The sequence below is a fragment of the Cellulomonas persica genome, from assembly GCF_007989825.1.
Taxonomy (GTDB): Bacteria; Actinomycetota; Actinomycetes; order Actinomycetales; family Cellulomonadaceae; genus Cellulomonas; species Cellulomonas persica.
The window spans coordinates 12,876-29,821 of the sequence record NZ_BJUA01000010.1 but is presented as its reverse complement, the minus strand read 5'-3'; the positions used below and the strand labels follow the sequence as shown (position 1 = coordinate 29,821).

Annotated in this window: 13 protein-coding genes and 1 tRNA gene; 4 read left to right on the top strand and 10 right to left on the bottom strand. The window is 74.4% G+C overall.

Annotated features, from left to right (window positions below; genetic code table 11):
* Window positions 1–172 precede the first annotated feature (172 nt).
* Together CPE01_RS10980 and CPE01_RS10975 are read left to right on the top strand one after the other, a co-directional pair.
* Entirely contained in the window at window positions 173–4,060 is a 3,888-nt protein-coding gene (locus tag CPE01_RS10980; protein ID WP_146806689.1) for a S8 family serine peptidase, read from the top strand.
* A gap of 223 nt (window positions 4,061–4,283) precedes the next feature.
* Window positions 4,284–4,811, top strand: a complete 528-nt coding sequence (locus tag CPE01_RS10975; RefSeq protein ID WP_146806688.1) for a hypothetical protein — start codon at window positions 4,284–4,286, stop codon at window positions 4,809–4,811.
* A gap of 56 nt (window positions 4,812–4,867) precedes the next feature.
* On the opposite strand, the gene CPE01_RS10970 is transcribed toward CPE01_RS10975, so the two are convergent.
* From CPE01_RS10970 to CPE01_RS10945, 6 genes are all read right to left on the bottom strand, one after another.
* Window positions 4,868–5,833, bottom strand: a complete 966-nt coding sequence (locus CPE01_RS10970) for a 5'-3' exonuclease (RefSeq protein ID WP_146806687.1) — start codon at window positions 5,831–5,833, stop codon at window positions 4,868–4,870.
* Between the two features lie 115 nt (window positions 5,834–5,948).
* Window positions 5,949–6,575: a DUF4203 domain-containing protein gene (locus tag CPE01_RS10965; protein ID WP_146806686.1), complete on the bottom strand. Its 627-nt coding sequence runs from the start codon at window positions 6,573–6,575 to the stop codon at window positions 5,949–5,951.
* Window positions 6,576–6,757: 182 nt separating this feature from the next.
* Window positions 6,758–8,155: a hypothetical protein gene (locus tag CPE01_RS16460; RefSeq protein ID WP_186811508.1), complete on the bottom strand. Its 1,398-nt coding sequence runs from the start codon at window positions 8,153–8,155 to the stop codon at window positions 6,758–6,760.
* Window positions 8,156–8,350: 195 nt separating this feature from the next.
* Window positions 8,351–9,019 (bottom strand): RNA polymerase sigma factor, encoded by a 669-nt coding sequence (locus CPE01_RS10955; protein WP_307723695.1) that lies wholly within the window; start codon window positions 9,017–9,019, stop codon window positions 8,351–8,353.
* A gap of 128 nt (window positions 9,020–9,147) precedes the next feature.
* Window positions 9,148–10,806 (bottom strand): MinD/ParA family ATP-binding protein, encoded by a 1,659-nt coding sequence (locus CPE01_RS10950; protein WP_146806685.1) that lies wholly within the window; start codon window positions 10,804–10,806, stop codon window positions 9,148–9,150.
* Window positions 10,807–10,946: 140 nt separating this feature from the next.
* Window positions 10,947–11,324, bottom strand: coding sequence for an ATP-binding protein (locus tag CPE01_RS10945; protein WP_246783880.1), 378 nt, complete (start codon window positions 11,322–11,324; stop codon window positions 10,947–10,949).
* 252 nt (window positions 11,325–11,576) lie between these two features.
* On the opposite strand from CPE01_RS10945, the gene ligD reads away from it, so the two are divergent.
* Complete coding sequence (ligD, locus tag CPE01_RS10940; RefSeq protein WP_146806683.1) at window positions 11,577–12,659, top strand: non-homologous end-joining DNA ligase; 1,083 nt, start codon at window positions 11,577–11,579, stop codon at window positions 12,657–12,659.
* Window positions 12,660–12,674: 15 nt separating this feature from the next.
* Here ligD and CPE01_RS10935 read toward each other — a convergent pair whose 3' ends face one another.
* The gene (locus CPE01_RS10935) at window positions 12,675–13,832 is read right to left on the bottom strand and encodes a M15 family metallopeptidase (protein WP_146806682.1); all 1,158 of its coding nucleotides are present in this window, start codon (window positions 13,830–13,832) and stop codon (window positions 12,675–12,677) included.
* A 198-nt stretch (window positions 13,833–14,030) separates the two neighbouring features.
* Here CPE01_RS10935 and CPE01_RS10930 point away from each other — a divergent pair, with 198 nt between their 5' ends.
* Window positions 14,031–15,191, top strand: coding sequence for a hypothetical protein (locus tag CPE01_RS10930; protein ID WP_146806681.1), 1,161 nt, complete (start codon window positions 14,031–14,033; stop codon window positions 15,189–15,191).
* A 37-nt stretch (window positions 15,192–15,228) separates the two neighbouring features.
* Here the strand turns inward: CPE01_RS10930 and CPE01_RS10925 are convergent, their stop codons facing one another.
* The 3 genes from CPE01_RS10925 to CPE01_RS10915 form a co-directional block, all read right to left on the bottom strand.
* Entirely contained in the window at window positions 15,229–16,182 is a 954-nt protein-coding gene (locus CPE01_RS10925; protein ID WP_246783879.1) for an endonuclease/exonuclease/phosphatase family protein, read from the bottom strand.
* 137 nt (window positions 16,183–16,319) lie between these two features.
* Window positions 16,320–16,664 carry a hypothetical protein gene (locus tag CPE01_RS10920; protein WP_146806680.1) on the bottom strand — a complete coding sequence of 115 codons (345 nt, stop codon included), beginning with the start codon at window positions 16,662–16,664 and terminating at the stop codon, window positions 16,320–16,322.
* Between the two features lie 190 nt (window positions 16,665–16,854).
* A tRNA-Thr gene (locus CPE01_RS10915) sits at window positions 16,855–16,927 on the bottom strand.
* Window positions 16,928–16,946: the final 19 nt, after the last annotated feature.

Sequence of the window (16,946 nt, the reverse complement as noted above, 5' to 3'; positions counted from 1 at the left end):
CGTCCACTCCTCGGGACAACCGAGCCATCTTCCGGACACTTTGATTGCGAGTGCGTGAACTCCGGCGTGGCGCGCCCTACTCGTCAGTAACGTGCGCGCCACGCCTCACGCCGGGCCGCCGTCAGGGTCGGCGCGGCACTGTGGGGCGTCCCGAGGATCTGAAGGGACACGCATGTCACGACCAGTCCGGCGCTCATTCCTGGCGTCCACCACCGCGGTGTCGGTCGCGCTGACCAGCGCGCTGCTCGCCACGTCCGCCACGGCGGCACCCGCCGACTCCGGGCCGTCCGGCTCGGGCCCGGCCGCCACCCGCCTCGACCCGTCCCGCGCGAGGACCACGCTCGCCGAGGCCCGCAAGGTCATCGGGCTCGACGGCGACGAGGGCCAGGTCACCGCCGTCGTGCAGCTCGCGACCGAGGCCGGCGTCGACGTCGCCGACGAGGGCGCCAAGGCCGTCCGCGCCGCTGCGGCCGCGACCGAGGAGCTCGCCGCGGACGTCGTGCCCGCGGAGCTCACCAGCACGAACGCCGGCACGGCCACGCCGAAGCGGCTGGGCACGCTGACCAACCTCATGGCCGGCGCACTCGTCACGGGCGACGCGGAGAAGATCGCTGCGCTCGCGACGTCCGACGACGTCACCGCGATCTACCGCGTCGCCACGAAGCGTCCGATGAACTCGAACACGGTCGAGTTCACGCACACCCTCCAGACGTGGCAGAGCACGGGCCAGACGGGCGCCGGCGTCAGCATCGCCGTGATCGACACGGGTCTCGACTACACGCACGCCACGTTCGGCGGCCAGGGCACCGAGGACGCGTACGACGCGGCCTACGGCGAGGACGGCACGCAGCCCGTGCCCGCCGGCTCGTTCGACCCGGCCAAGTACGCGGGCGGCTACGACTTCGCCGGCCCGCTGTACGACGCGAGCCTCGACGAGCCGGGCTCGACGGACGTCCCCACGCCCGACGAGAACCCGATCGACTCGCTGTCGACGTCCCCGAACTCGGGCCACGGCACGCACGTCGCCGGCACCGCCGCGGGCTACGGCGTCGCCGCCGACGGCAGCTGGATCCACGACTACGCGCTCGTCGACGACGTCTCCGACTGGAAGGTCGGCCCGGGCTCGGCGCCCCGCGCGACGCTGTGGGGCTTCAAGGTCTTCGGCGACATCGGCGGCTCGACCGACCTGACGGCCCTCGCGCTCGACCGCGCGGCGGACCCGAACGGCGACGGCGACCTGTCCGACCACGTCGACATCGTCAACATGTCGCTCGGCTCGGACGGCTCGCCGGCCGACGACCCGGACAACGTCCTCGTCGACGAGCTGACCAAGCTCGGCGTGGTCGTCGTCGTGGCGTCCGGCAACGCGGGCGACATCACCGACGTGGGCGGCGCACCCGGCAACGCGGCGAGCTCGCTGACGGTCGCGAACTCCGTCGGCGCACCCGTGCTCGACGCAACCCTCGTCCTCGACGCGTCCGACACGTCGCTGATCGACCGGACCTTCCCGGGCCAGAACTCGGTCGCGTACGCCGGGACCGCGGACGTGACCGCGCAGGTCGCGTACGTGGGTGAGCGGTTCGACGGGTGCTCGCCGTTCACGCCCGAGCAGGCCGCCGCGGTCGCCGGCAAGATCGCCTACCTGTGGTGGGACGAGACGCCGGCACGCGCGTGCGGCTCGGGCCAGCGGTTCACCAACGCGTCCACGGCCGGTGCCGCAGGCGTGCTGCTCCCGACCGACGTCCCGGTGTTCTCCGCCGGCATCGCCGGCAACGCCGCCATCCCCGGCATCCAGCTGACGAGGTCGGCGACCGAGACGCTCATGCCGGAGATCGCGGCGGGCACGCTGCGCCTGCGCATCGGTCCGAGCCTCGCGATGCGCGTCTCGCAGGACGACGCCGGCGACCTGCTCAACGCCGGCTCGTCGCGCGGTGTGCACGGCTCGCTCGGCATCGTGAAGCCCGACGTCGCGGCACCCGGCACGGGGATCCTGTCCGCCGCGTCCGGCGGTGGCGCCGCGGGCCACGTCCTGTCCGGCACCTCGATGGCGACGCCGCACGTCGCGGGCATCGCGGCGCTCGTCAAGGCCGCTCACCCGGCCTGGACCGCGCCGCAGGTCAAGGCCGCGGTCATGAACACCGCGACGCACGACGTCACGACCGAGCCCGACGGCGGCGGCATCGCCTACGGCCCCGAGCGGGTCGGCTCGGGTCGTGTGGACGCGCTCGCGGCCGTCGAGACGGACGTCATCGCGTTCGCCACGCAGGACGAGCTGCTCACGTCGGTCGCGTTCGGCGTGATCGACGTGGCCGACGAGGTCGTCACGAAGAAGGCCACCGTCACCGTGCGCAACTTCGGCAGCACGGACCGCGCGTACGACACCGCGTTCGTCGCGGCGTCCACCGCGGGTGGCGCGGGCATCACGGTCTCGCCCGCGCACGTCACGGTCCCGGCCGGCGGCAAGGCGGTCACGCTGACGCTCACGCTCACGGCCGACCCGGCCACGCTCGAGCGTGAGATCGACCCGACGCAGGAGCTCGTGCAGTACGACTTCGCACGCGAGTACGTCACCATGCTGTCGGGCCGTGTCGTGCTGACCTCCACGGACGACGACTCCGAGCTGCGCGTGCCCGTCCAGGCCGCGCCGCGCCTCGTCTCCGAGCTCACGGCGTCGAAGGTCGCGTTCTCGGGCATGTCCACCACCGCGGGCCTCGCGCTCACGGGCCGGGGCGTGGACGGGGGCGGCTGGCTGTCGCTCACCTCGCCGCTGATCCTCGCGGCCACGAGCCCCCGGCTCGAGGCCGACGCCGCGCTGACCACGTCGAGGTCCGCGATCGCATCCGGCGACCTGCGGTACGTCGGCTGGTCGTCGACCGCGCCGTACACCGACGCGATCGAGGGCGGCGGGGACTGGAGCGAGTGGGACACGCTCAACATCGGCATCGCGACCGACGGCGACTGGGCCTCGCTCGGCACCTCCGTCATCCCGGTGATCGACATCGACGTGGACAACGACGGTGAGGGCGACCTGCAGTCGGTCGTCATGAAGCTCGACCCCGAGGTCGACCTGACGACGGTCATCACCTACGACCTGCGCCTGCCCGCCGACGCCGACCCCGTCGACGTGCAGGTCGTGAACGGCGCGTACGGCATGGACGGCGGTCTGTTCGACTCCAACGTGCTCGTCGCGCCGATCGGCCTGACCGCCACGGGCATCGCCGAGGGCGACACACCGACGGTCTCCGTGTGGACCTACTCGGACTACGCGCGTGACGGCGTCGTCGACCACGTCGCACCGTTCACGGTCGACCCGTACGACCCGCCGTTCTGGTTCGAGACCGACCCGGACCTGCTCGTCACCGCGATCGGCGAGCCCGGCACGATCGGTGTCCACCGCTCGGCCACGGCCACGACCGGCAAGCTGCTCGTCCTGCAGCACCACAACGCCGGCTCGGCCCGCGCCCAGGTCGTGGACGTCACCGTCCCGGTCCCGACGAAGACGACGACGAAGCTCGCCGTCAGCGGCGGCACGTCGTACGGCCAGAAGGCCACGCTCACCGCGACGGTCTCCCCCGCCGCGGCCGGTCGCGTGACCTTCTACGACGGCACCACGTCGCTCGGCTCCGCCGCGGTCTCCAGCGGCAAGGCGACGAAGTCCGTGGCGCTCGGCGTCGGCACGCACCAGCTCAAGGCGGTCTTCGCGCCGTCGAGCTCGGCGTACGTCGGTTCCACGTCGCCGGTCGTCAAGGTGACGGTCACGAAGTCGACGACGACGACCTCGGTCTCGATGTCGAAGTGGACCGTGAAGAAGGGCAGCACGGTCAAGGCCACCGTCACCGTCAAGGGTGCGACCGCGGCGCCGTCGGGCAAGGTCACCATCAAGAAGGGCACCACGGTCATCGGCACGGGGACCCTCAAGGTCTCCGGCACGACCGGCACGGCGACCATCACCCTGCCGACGAACCTGGCCGTCGGGAAGCACTCGCTGACCGTCAGCTACGCGGGTTCGTCGGGCACGGCGGCGTCCTCGAGGACCGTGACGCTCACGGTCACGAAGTGACACCAGGCACGTGACAGCACCGCGTCACCGTCGCTGACGGGCCACGCACACCGACGGGGTGTCGTGGCGGGCTCCGGCCCGCTGCGGCACCCCGTCCGCGTCCCCGCTCACGCCGCCGCGGCACCCCGTCCGCTCCCGCTGCCCGGGCACCAACGCTCACGCGGTGTGTGCATCCTGACGATTCGTCCTCATGTCACCGCCAGCACCTGCCGATGGTGCGGACATGACGACGTTCGAGGATCTCGACCTCGGCGAGGCGTTCGGTGACTTCGGCGACGCAGGCACCGAGACCCGCCGGCTCTCCCGCGCATGGGGTGTCGTCGCGGGGCTGATCGCGTTCGCGCTCGTCGCGCTGGGCCTCGTCTGGGCCGGCTCACAGCGCGACGCCCCCGTCGCCGCCGCGTCGCCCGAGAGCGTCGTGCCGGCCCTCGGCGCCGCGCAGACGGCCGCCGACCGGCTCGCGGGCGCCGAGCTCGACGCGCTCACGGTCGTCTCCTCGAGCACGCGCCTGCTGGGCACGTCCGCGTGGGGCTCGCACTACGCGGCGCTCGACCAGGCCGGTGCGGTCTGCCTCGTCACGGTGCTCGACGGCGAGCTCCCCGCCCAGACCTGCGGCGGCCCGAGCGAGAGCCTGACGCTCACGACCTCCGACGTCGACGGCCGCGACGTCGTCCTCCTGACCGCCCAGGACACGGCCCCGTCCGCCGACGGCTGGCAGCGCGTCGCCCCCCACCTCTGGACCCGCCCCTGACGCTGCCCGTCACCACCTCCCCCAGCACATCCCCTGCCGGGACGCGCCGGCTCGGGTCAGGGGGTGAGCGTCGTGACCAGTCGGGTGATCGGTGAGGACAGGCCCCAGCGCTCGGCCAGGGCGACGAGCGCGTCGGGGTCGGCCGGCGTCGTCGGCAGGCGGTCGTCGACCACCGCGACGGGCGCGTCCGACGCGACGCGCACGACCGTCGGCGCGACCGTCAGGTAGTCCGCGGCCTCGGTGAGCCGACGCAGCTGCGTCGCGGTCAGGCCCTTGTCGGCCGCGTCGCGCGCGGCGAGCACGCCGTCGAGCGAGCCGTAGCGCCGGATGAGCGCCGCCGCGGTCTTCTCGCCGATCCCCGCGACGCCCGGCAGGCCGTCGCTCGGGTCGCCGCGCAGCGCCGCCATGTCCGCGTACGCCGCGCCCGACGGCACGTCGTAGCGCTCGCGCAGCCGCGCGAGGTCCACGACCTCGAGGTCCTTGATGCCCTTGACGGTGTAGAGCACGCGGACGCGCGCGTCGTCGTCGACGAGCTGGAACAGGTCGCGGTCGCCGGTGATGACGTCGACGGCGTCACGCTCGTCGGAGGGCTTGGCGGCCTCGCGCGCGACGAGCGTGCCGATGACGTCGTCGGCCTCGTACCCGGGCGCACCGAGCCGCGGGATGCCGAGCGCCGCGAGCACCTCGGCGATCACCGGGACCTGCGGGGCGAGCGTGTCGGGGACCTCCTCGACGCTCGTCGTCGTGCCGTCCGAGGCGGGGACCTCCGTGGCGACGCGGTGCGCCTTGTACGACGGGATGGCCGCGACCCGGAACTCGGGGCGCCAGTCGTCGTCCCAGCACGCGACGAGCCGCGTGGGGTGCCGGTCGGTGACGAGCCGCGTGATCATGTCGAGCAGCCCGCGCACGGCGTTCATGGGCGACCCGTCGGGCGCGCGCCCGACGGACTCGGGCACCCCGAAGTACGCGCGGAAGTACAGGGACGCCGTGTCGAGGAGCAGCAGCCTGCCGTCACCAGCCATGGCCCCACCGTAGGGCCGCGCGCTCCGCGTCGCGCGGACCTGCGACGACGAGACCCGCACGTCACCGCCTCTGGCGCACCGACCCCGACCGCGCAGCACCGGGCCCGGGCAGTGGTCAGGTCGGCGGTGTGGCGGCGGCCGTCGTGGGCGAGGCCGGGTCGGGCTTGGGGGGCTTCGGGGGCAGGCCGAGGCGCTCGCGGAAGAGCTGGCGCTGCACGTACCAGCCGCTGCCGGCGACGGCCAGCCACACGACGAGCATCACGGTCTGCTGCCAGCCGTCGTCGGGGTGGGCCAGGAACCCCAACCCGTCCGGCCACAGCAGCGCGGCGCCGGACAGGATCACGCTCGCACCGCCGAGCGCGGTGAACCACAGCAGCGCCCGCCGGGCGTACTTCTCGGCGAGCAGCGCCGCGGCGTACGCGCACGTCACGACGAGCACGATCCCGAGCAGCGCGCTGGTCCCGGCGTCGCTGAGCGCGGACCACAGCTTCGCCCCGATCACGGCACCGGTCGCGAGCCCGACGACGAACGTCGCGAACCGGAAGACGAGCGAGACGATCATCCACACGAGCGCGGCGGCCCCGAGCCCGACCCACAGCTGCGTCCAGGCGTCCGCGCCGAACGCCTCCGCGATCAGGTACCCGAGAGCGAAGCCCGCGGCGAGCAGCGCGAGATTGACCGACCGGATCCCGTAGAAGCACAGCAGGACACCGACGACCAGCACGACGAGCGCTGTGGTCACGGGGTCCTCCCTCCGACGTTCGCCACGCTAGCGCTGCGACCGCCACCCGGCAGCGCGACGGGCGCGCACGCTCGTCGTCCGGAGACGTGCGACGACGAAAGGCCGGTCGACGCCCCTCCGCGTCGACCGGCCTCGCGTCCCTACCCGTCCCGAGGCCACCTCACCCGGTCCGGGCGCCGTGCTCAGCTCGTGAGGTCCAGCTGGTCCTCGACGACCGCGATGACGCTCCAGGACGCACCCGCGGCGTCCGTGAGCTCGTAGGCGGGGATCAGCGCGGAGGCGCCGTTGTCGAGGTACTGCAGCGCGACGCCGAGCCGCGCGCCGGTGATCGTGACGTCCGTGACGGGCCACGCGATCGGGTCGCCCGCGTGCAGCGTCGGCGGGACCGTGGCCTCGTCGGACGCGGCCCCGTCGTCCACCAGCGCAGGCTCCTCGGCCGCGCGGGCGGATGCGGCCAGCGGCCAGATGCCGCTCTGCGTCGCCGAGAAGCGCGGGTCGTTGAGCCGCTCCACGGCGTCCGCGGGGCTGATCACGTCGTAGTCGCCCAGCTCGACGAGCGGAGCGAGCGGCCCGTAGGCGGACTGCACGCCGTCGTCCATCACGACGAACGTCCACGCCGCACCCGTCGACTGGTCGTCGACGACGAGCGTCCCGGTCACGTTCGTGCTCGCGGACGACTCGCTGCTCGCGTCGAACGTGAACGCGTCGGCGTCGAGCCCGAGCTCGTCGAGCACCTCCTTGGCCGTCGAGATCGCCGAGGACTCCGACGGCGCGTCACCCGCGCAGTCGGCAGCGGGCTGGGTCTCGTCGCCGAGCACGATGTCGACGCCGTCGCCCGACGCGCCGTCGCTGGACGCGGCCCCGTCGTCCTGCGGCTTGTCCGGGGCGGACAGGGTCTCGCAGCTCCACGGGTCACGCGTGGGGTCGTAGTAGGAGACGCTCGCCTGGCCGTCGGGCGACAGGCTCACGTTCGGGCCGGAGCCGTCGAGCACGCCGATCGCGAGGCCGTACTCACGGGTGATGTCCCCCGTGACGCCGAAGACGTCGGCCACGCGCTCGAGCGTCGCCTCGGAGTACACGCTCGCGGCGTCGAACGCCCACGCGGCCTGGGACCCGCCCTCGGTGGGCAGGCCCGTGGCGTGGAACACCTGACGCCCGCCGTACGCCATCATCCGGGCGTCGCCAGCACTCTCGGCCGTGCTGCTGAGCGGCCCGCCGGCGATCTCCGCGGCACCGTCCGCGGCCTGGGCGTCGTCGGCGTCCCGCGCGCCCAGCGAGATCGGCGGTGCGATGGTCGGGTCGCTGCCGTTCGCGCCGACCGCGTAGCCGCCCGTGCCGACGACCGCGACGGCCGCGACCGCCGCAGCGGCCTGCAGCCAGCGCGTGCGCCGCCGGCGCGACCGAGCGGCCGCGAGCTCGTCGGTGGGGAGCTGCACCCCCGTGGTGGCGGCGAGCGTCGCGTGCAGGTGCTGGGTGTCGAGCACCGCGTCCGCGGCGGGGTCGGCCGCGGCGACGCGGCGCAGCGCGGCTTCGACGAGCTGGGGGTCGACGTCGTGCTCGTCCGGCTGGTGCGTGGTCACCGGGTCCTCCTGGGGTTCGGACGCGAGCTGCGTGATCTGGCGGGTGCGTGGTCTGGGGAGTGCGGGCGTCGTGCTGTCGGTCCTCGTGCCGGGCGCGGGGCGCCCTTCCACCCCCCTTGTGTCGGGGACGACGAACGTCTTGCACACCCGCAGGTGAACCGGCCGGACGGCCGACGGGCTGGTGCGGGCCGAGCGCTAGTCCGACGACGCGGCCCACGCGGCCGCGAGGCGCGCGCGGGCACGGCTCAGCGCGGCGTCCGCACCGCCGCGGCCCACCCCGAGCACGTCCGCGAGCGCCTGACCCGTCAGACCCTCCCAGGCGTTGAGCAGCACGATCTGCCGGTCGCGCGGGCTCAGCGCACCCAGGGCGACGCGGACCCGCTCGTCGTTCACGGCACGCAGCGCGGGGTCGTCCTCGTCGACGACCTCGGGAAGGTGCTCGACCGGGATCGGCCGCCCCTTGCGCCGGTGGTTCGCGAGCACGAACCCGGCGGTCCGGTAGAGCCACGGCAGCTCGGCGCCCTCGGGCACGTCCTCGCGGCGGCGCCACGCGATCGTCAGGACGTCAGCCGTGAGGTCCTCCGCGTCCTGGCCCGCGCGACGCACGAGGTAGCGGTGCACGTCGCGCTCGTGCCCGCGCACGAGCGCGGTGAACCACTGCGCGTCGCGCGGGACGGCCCGCTCACGCAGGTCCGCGGGGCGGTCCTCGTCGGCCAGGTCGTCGTCCGTCGGCTCGTCGCTCGGGTCGCCGGCGTCGTCGGAGGCGGACGTCGGGTCCTCGGCAGGTGCCGACGGCGCGTCCGACACAGGCTCGACCCGCTCGAGCTGGTCGATCGCGTCGTCGGGCGGCTCGTTGCGCGGCACCACTGGTTCCCCGTCTCGTCGTGTCCGTCGGTGGACTGCGGGCGCGCGACAGCGCACCCTGCACCCCCTTGTGTCACCGGGTCGCGCGTTCTTGCACGTGACCTGCGCGGACTTCGGACGGACGCGACCTACAGGCCGTCGGCGACGACCGCCGTGGCGCGCAGCCACGCGTCGCGCGTCGCAGGACGCAGCGACTCGTAGTCGATCGGGCCGCCGGGCACCAGCGACGGGTCGTGCGGCACCTCGACGACGGCCCGCGTGAGCGCCCCGAAGTGGCTGCGCAGGCGCTTGCGGAGATCCTTGTCGACCTTGCGGTCCGGTGCGGACAGGATCGTCACCGCGCGGCGCACGGCGTCGTCGTTGCCGGTCGCCCGCAGCGCGTCGAGCGCCCACGCCGCGGACTGCGCGGTGTCCTCACGGATCGTCGAGACGATGACGACCTGGTCGGCGGCCGCGACCGCGGCCTGCCAGTTCGACGCGCGCATGTTGTTGCCCGTGTCGATGACGATCACGCGGTAGAAGCGCGAGAGCACCTGGTGCAGCGCGTCGAAAGCCTGGGCGTCCATCGACGCCGCGGACGCCGCGTTCTCGTCGGACGCGAGCACGTCGAACTGCTCGTCGGTCTGCGTGCGCACGAACCCGTCGAGGTCGCCGACGCGGACCGTGGCCGCGCCGCCGAGCGACGGCAACGCCTGCAGCAGGTCCACCGCCGTGCGCTGGTGGTCGGTGTGCGCCGAGCGCCAGCCGAGCGTCCCGCGGGTCTCGTTGTTGTCCCACGCGAGCGTGTACCCGCCGCGCTGCAGGCCGAACGTCGCGGCGAGCAGCATCGTCGCGGTGGTCTTGTGCGCGCCGCCCTTCGGGTTGAGGACGACGACCGTGCGCGGCCCGTCGAACGTGCGTCGCACCGCGGCGACCTGCACGCGACGCTGCCGCTCGGCTCGGCCCGGCGGCGGCTCGACCGCCCCGAAGGTGAGCTTGCGCAGACCGCCGCGCCATCCGTGCTCGGCGGGCCCGCTCGATGCGGGATGACGCTTGGCGAGCAGGTCGTCGAGCGTCGGCAGGGTCGCCGCTGACGCCCGCTCGGCCGCGCTGCTCGCCGCGGCACCGAGGCGCGCACCGGCGGGCTCGCCGGCCGTGGGGGCACCGCTCGTCGACGCGCTGGTCGCGGTCGTCGGCGCGCCCGTCGTCGCGCCCGTGACCGGCGTCGGGCCGGACGCCGGGCTCGGGGCCGACCCCGGGCTCGTCGTGCCGCTCGGCCCGCCCGACAGGCTCGACGACGCGCTCGTCGTGCTGCCCGTGCTGCTCGTCGTGCCGGTGACCGAGGTCGCCGCGCCCAGCGCACCGAGGTCGGCGACACCGAGACCGGACGCCTCGACACCCGCGATCGTGTCCGGGACGGTCACGTCCGGCCCTGCCACGTCCGGCCCGGCTGCGTCCGGGCCTGCTGCGTCCCGCCCTGACACGTCCCCGCCGCCCACGCCGGCGACACCGGGGCCGACCATCGGCGCGACGCCCTCGGCCGGGGCCTCGTCCACGAGACCGTCCGGGTGGATCAGCAGGGACCACATCCCGTCGGGGTCGCGCACCTGGACCGGGACGGGCTCGCCGACCTCGCCCGCGATCGCCGCGATCCGCTCGGTGATCGCGGCGCCCGCCTCCTGGAGGTTGGCCATGCGGATCCGCTCGATCACCCCGTCGATCGAGATCTGGCCCGTGCCGTCGTCACGCACCTCTGCCGTGACCTGCGGCAGGCGTGCCGTCCGCGTGGTGCTGTCGCCGTCGCTCATCGGTGGTCCCTCCTCGTCGGCCCCCGACTGCGAAACTACGCGAAACCAGGCCATTCCGCGCGGAGCGAATGAGGCGAAAAGCCGCCGCCACCTGCGTGGGATGGGTCACGGCCGGGTGCGAGCGGGTCCCGGGCGCCGCCTCAGGAGTCGTCGACCTCGAACCAGACGGTCGTGCGGCCGGCCTCGTGGGTCGTGCCCCAGCTCGACGCGAGCGCGTCCACGAGCGCGAGCCCCCGCCCGTGCGCGGCGGTCGGCTCGGTGCGGCGCAGCACCGGCTGACCCCCGCCCTCGTCCTCGACCTCGACCCGCAGGACGCCCGACTGGATGTCGACGCGCACCACCACGGGAGCGCCCGCCGGGCCGTGGACGACCGTGTTGGCGACGAGCTCACCCGTGAGCAGCTCGGCGATCTGGTTGGCCGCTCCCCCGATGCCCGCGGACGCGGCGATCTGCATGACCCAGTGGCGCGCGGTGCGCGCCGCGACCGGCGCGGCCTCGACCTCCAGCTCGTCGTGCACGCGCGGTCCACGCATGCGCACGCTCGCAGCGCTCCGGATGCTCCGCACCTGACCCACGTCCCCAGGGTGCCCGACGATCGGCTCGCTCGCCCTGTGAAAACGCGGATCGTCCCTCTCGCCGTGCGCGCTCGACGGGCGCACGGCTGCCGTGCCTCGGGCAGGTGTCGAGGTCGGAGGGGGAAGCGGGGGCACGCCCGGCATCGTGCCATCACCGGGTGACGCACGTCACCCGTCGCCCCTAGGTTGGACGTCATGCCGTCCCAGACACCCGCGACCGAGCTCGACGTCCGCGGTCGCGCGGTGCGCGTGAGCAGCCCCGACAAGGTGTACTTCCCGGAGCGCGGGCTGACCAAGCTCGACGTCGTGCAGTACTTCGTGTCCGTCGGCGACGGGATCCTCGGCGCGCTGCTCGACCGGCCGACCACGCTCGAACGCTGGCCCAAGGGCGTGTTCGAGGGCGCGAAGCTCGCGACGCGCGCGGACTCCTCGGGCGACGCGTTCTACCAGAAGCGCGTCCCGGCGGGCGCACCCGACTACGTCAGGACGTCCCGCATCGGCTTCCCGTCGGGCCGAACGGCCGACGAGGTCGCGCCCAGCGAGCTCGCGGTCGTCGCCTGGGCGGTGAACCTCGGGACGCTCACGTTCCACCCGTGGCCCGTGACGTCCGACGACGTGGACCGTCCCGACCAGCTCCGCATCGACCTCGACCCCCAGCCCGGCACGGACTTCGCCGACGCCGCGCGCGTCGCCCCGCACGTGCGGGAGCTGCTCGCCGAGCACGGGCTCGAGGGCTGGCCCAAGACCTCCGGCGGGCGCGGGATCCACGTGTTCGTGCCGATCGAGCCGCGGTGGACGTTCGTCGAGGCGCGGCGCGCGACCATCGCGTTCGGCCGTGAGCTCGAACGCCGCCTGCCCGACCAGGTCACGATGAAGTGGTGGAAGGAGGAGCGCGGCGCCAAGATCTTCGTCGACTACAACCAGATGGCGCGCGACCGCACCATCGCGTCCGCGTACTCGGTCCGCTCCAACCCGCGCGCGACCGTGTCCGCGCCGCTCGCCTGGGACGAGGTCGCCGACGTCCACCCCGACGACTTCGACGTCACGACGATGCCCGCGCGGTTCGCGCAGGTCGGTGACCTGTTCGCGCCGCTCGTCGCGCACGCGCCCGGGCGGTTCTCGATCGAGTCGCTCCTCGAGCTCGCGGCGCGGCAGGAGCACGACGAGGGCCACGGGGACCTGCCGTACCCGCCGGAGTACCCGAAGATGCCGGGCGAGCCGCCGCGCGTGCAGCCGTCCCGCGCCAAGAAGCAGCCGGACCCACCGGCTGCCGACTGACCCCGCGGCGTGGCGTCAGCCGACGTACTCGTAGTGCCAGTACTCCGGGTTGCTGCCGTTGCGCAGCGCCCATGACGGCTGCACCCACCCGTACGACGGCCCGTTCGCGACCAGCCACGCGCGCTGCGGCGTGTCCCAGCCGTACTCGCACGGCAGCTCGGGCACGTCGAGCGCGTACCCCGTCCCGTGCTTGGACGTGCCCGGCACCGCGGCGATCGACCCGAGCGCCTCGCGCATCGCGACCTGCGTCGCGAAGTCGCGGTACGTCAGGTCCAGGTCGAGGTCGTGCCCGAACTCCGCCTTGAACGCCACGTTCAGCCGCTCGAGCGCCTGCGTCGCCTCCGTGCGCAGCCAGTAGCGCGTGCCCTTCGGGTCGACGCCCCAGGACGTGGCCCGCAGCATCGACTCCGGGAGCTTGCCGTTGGAGCCGTCGCCGCCCTTGGTGGGGGGCGAGGTGTAGAACGGCGGGCCGTCGTACGTGGTCTCGCAGCGGTCCCCGCCCGAGCCGCCGCCCGGTGCGCGAGGCCGCTGCGTCGCTCGCGCCTCGCGCTCCCGCTGCGCCTTGCGCTCGGCGAGCCACTCGTCGTGCGCCGTGCGGACCGCCTCGTGCGCGGCGACGACCTCGGCCGCGAGCGCGCGCAACGCCGCGACGGACGCCCCGTCCGACGAGCCCGCAGCGCCCTGCTCGGACCCGTCCGCCTGGCCCGACGCGCCGCGGGTGGGCGCCGGGTCGGCCGGCGCCGCGTCGTCCGTCGGCTGCACGTCCGTCGGCGCCGCGTCGGCGGGCGTGGACTCGAGCGCGTGCTGGGCGCGCTGCAGGACGTCCGCGAGCGCGTCGCGCACCGCCTCGTCGGCGACCTCGCCGTCGCTCGCGTCGAGCGTCTCGACCCCCTGCTCCACGGCGGCGAGCAGCGCGTCGCGGGCCTCGTCACGAGCCGCGTCGCCCACCGCTCGACCGGCTCGTGCGACCTCCGCCCCACGCGCCGCGCTGTCCTGCGCCAGGACGCGAGCGGCCAGCGCCGCCGACGCGCTCGCCTCGGCCTGCACACGCGCCTGCTCCCGGCTGCGGCTCAGGCCGAGCCCGACCGCGGCGCCCGCGACGAGCGCGAGCGCGACGACGGCCGCAGCCACGGCGACGCGCCGTCGAGACGCCGTGCCGGCCCGTCGGATCATCGGGTGAGTGTGACCCGCCGGACGAATCCGACGCAACGCCCCAGGTCTGACGCCCGCCCGCCGACCCCGACGCGCGTCGTGCCGCGGTGTGCACGCGCCCGTCCGCGGGTCGCGCAGCGCGCGTCTGGGACCGCCCGTCCGGCTGAAACACCACGGTTCGCCTCAAGGCGGGCCCCCAGGACGCCGACGCATGGACACATGACCAACGTCCGCGCGCCCGAGAACCCGTCGGTCGGGCCGGCCGCGCCGGCGGCCGCCGGGATGCGTGAGCTCACGGACACCGAGCACCAGCACCTCGACCGGCTCCGCGGGCACCTCGCGTCGAGCGGCGCGCCCGTGCACACGCTCGACGGCCTGGGGAGCCTGCTCCAGTCCGCGCACACCGCGTGGGTGTGCACGGCGCCGGCCGCGCGTCCCGACCCGGGCCCGATGATCTCGTCGATCGCCGTGGGCGTCGGCGACCTCGTCCTCGCGGGCGCTCCCGCCGCGCGCTGGGTGCTGCACGTCGCCGACCAGGCCTCCCCCGCGCTGCTGTCCTCCGACGGCTCGGCGGCGGTCGTCCCGTTCACGGACCTGCGCCGCCGCTGGGCGGAGGGCGCCGACGCCGCCGACCGGGACGCGGGCGCGGGTCAGTCCGTGCCGAGCGACTCGGACGTGACCGTCGACGCCGCGTGGCTCACGCGCTACGTGACCGCCGCCGCGGCGCACCTGGCCTCGGCCGAGGCCGCGATCGTGCCGACCCCGCGCCCTCCGGTCCCCGGCGAGCACGCGATGGGTCACGAGCACGCGCGCCACGCGTCCGAGCCGGTCCGCGTGCAGACCGTCGCACCCGCCGGGGACGACGCGACGCCGCGCCGCCGCCGGGCGCGCACCGCCACCGTCGACGAGCCCGTCGTGCGCTACCGCACGCCGACGGAGCTGCCGTTCGTCCCGTCGGTCGACGTGCAGAACCTCGCGCTGCGTGCGCTCGACCGCGGCCTGACCGCGGCCCTGTCCGACGGCCCCACCCCGTTCGCGTTGCGCGACGACGGCACGAACGTGCACGTCAAGTGGTTCCGCACGGATCCCGACGAGGCGCTCGCGCAGGCCGAGCGCTGGGTCGAGGACGGCATCGGGTTGCGCGCGGCGATCGGCTGGGTGGTCCCGCTCGACCAGGACGGCGGTCTCGTCGTCCCCGGTCTGGGCGGTCTGCCGTCCGACGAGTCCGCGGCCGCGCAGGGTGCCGACCATGCGGTCGTCGTGCTCGCGTCCGACGCCCGGCTGCCCGGGCTCGTCGTCGCCCACCGGTACGTCTCCGGACCGGACGGTGGCCCGATCGGCGAGCCGCTCATCGTCGGCCCGTGCCCGACGCTGCTCTGACCACGCGACGTCCTGACCCGCGCGGCCGCCGCCCCCGCTACGCGTCGAGCATGAACTCGACCCACAGCGGGTAGTGGTCGCTGATGCGCCACGACACCTCCGTGCGCGACAGGCCCGGGAACACGTGCGGCAGGAAGTCGAAGCCGCCCGCGCGGTTCGTGTACGTCATGCCGTCGAGCATCGACGAGCCGTCGGGGCGGGAGAACCACGCGACCTGGTCGTAGAAGTGCCGCGAGGAGTCGTCGTCGAAGATCGTGCGCGGCACGGTGTCGAGCGCTGACGGCGGGAACAGGCCCGTCGCGACGAATGCGTTGTAGAGCGGGTTGCCGAGCCGGTCGAGGTTGAAGTCGCCGAGCACCAGCAGGTTGGTGTTCCAGTCGTCGTCGCGCACCGCCCACCGGGCCATCCACTGCGCGAACTGCTCGATCTCGACCAGCCGCGCCCTCGGGCTGCCCCACAGCACGTGGACGGTGGTGAGCACGAACGACACCGGACCCGACGGCATCAGGCGCTCGAAGCCCACCGCGTACGGCGTGCGCGCGAACTGGCCCAGCGGGTTGTCGACGGACGGGGGCAGCACGATCTCGCCGACGAGCCCCGACGGCTCGACGCGCGTCGAGTCGTACAGGAACGCCAGGCGCTCACCGTTGCCGGCGTCGCCCTCGGTGACGTCGGAGGCCAGCACCCGCCAGTGCGACCCGAGCCGCGAGCGCAGGAACCGCAGCGCGCCCGTCGAGCGCCTGACCTCCTGCAACGCGACGACGTCCAGGTGCTCGACGACCGCGGCGATCGCTGCCACGGCGGCCCAGTCGCGCTTCGGCGACGACGTCGCGGTCGCCTTCCACGTGGGGCTCACCGACCCGAACGCGCGCAGGTTCCACGTGCCGACGAGCAGGTTGTCGGGCGTGCGCGGCGGGATCGTCGCGGAGGCCGCCGAGCGCAGCGCCGCCACCTGCGCCTCGACCGTGGCGGGCGACGGGGGCGTGGTCACGCTCACCCCTCCATGGCACCACCGCGCCCCGCGCCGGACCACACCCGCACCGGGCGATTTCCGCCGGGTCGCTCGCGAGACCGGGTCAGTCGTGCGAGGCCGGCTGCGCGAGACCGGGTCAGTCGTGCGAGACCGGGTCAGTCGTGCGAGATCGGGTCGTCGGCCGACGTGGCGGCCGCGTCGGAGCGTGTTCCGGGCATCGCCTCGGCGTCCTGCGGCGCCGGGGTGAGGGTCGGCGCGTCGTCGTCGCGCGGGCCGGCGACGAGCGGAGCGACGACGACGTTGCGGATCCGCACGATCGTGGCGACGAGCCAGACCGCGCCGATCACCGCGAACTGCCACGGGTACCGCGCGCCGACGAACGCCGCCGACAGCCCGATCACCAGCCCCGCCAGCAACGCCGAACGGACAGCCCCGTCGCGCAGCACGCGACCGACCGCCGCTCCTCGTCGCGGGCGCCCCGTCTCAGCTCCTTCTTCCATGCCCACCATTGTCCCCACTGTCCCGACCACCGCGTCCCATCCTGACCGCCCGGTTCTGCCGTCCCAGCACCTCTCCGGCACAGCGCCGCGAGACCTGCGCGACCACCGCTCGAGGAGCGTCGGTGGGCCGGTGCGGGGTGCGCAGGAAGGACGACGAAGGCCCCCACCCGGAGGTGGGGGCCTTCTGGGGAGCCGCCTAAGGGAATCGAACCCTTGACCTTCTCATTACGAGTGAGACGCTCTGCCGACTGAGCTAAGGCGGCGCTGTCGGACCAGCCGGTC

Bases quoted from the DNA above. Each gene is read 5' to 3' on its own strand.
- CPE01_RS10950 (WP_146806685.1), bottom strand. From the start codon at position 10,806: ATGAGCGACGGCGACAGCACCACGCGGACGGCACGCCTGCCGCAGGTC.
- CPE01_RS10970 (WP_146806687.1), bottom strand. From the start codon at position 5,833: ATGGCTGGTGACGGCAGGCTGCTGCTCCTCGACACGGCGTCCCTGTAC.
- CPE01_RS10980 (WP_146806689.1), top strand. From the start codon at position 173: ATGTCACGACCAGTCCGGCGCTCATTCCTGGCGTCCACCACCGCGGTG.
- CPE01_RS10975 (WP_146806688.1), top strand. From the start codon at position 4,284: ATGACGACGTTCGAGGATCTCGACCTCGGCGAGGCGTTCGGTGACTTC.
- CPE01_RS10935 (WP_146806682.1), bottom strand. From the start codon at position 13,832: ATGATCCGACGGGCCGGCACGGCGTCTCGACGGCGCGTCGCCGTGGCT.
- CPE01_RS10930 (WP_146806681.1), top strand. From the start codon at position 14,031: ATGACCAACGTCCGCGCGCCCGAGAACCCGTCGGTCGGGCCGGCCGCG.
- CPE01_RS10920 (WP_146806680.1), bottom strand. From the start codon at position 16,664: ATGGAAGAAGGAGCTGAGACGGGGCGCCCGCGACGAGGAGCGGCGGTC.
- ligD (WP_146806683.1), top strand. From the start codon at position 11,577: ATGCCGTCCCAGACACCCGCGACCGAGCTCGACGTCCGCGGTCGCGCG.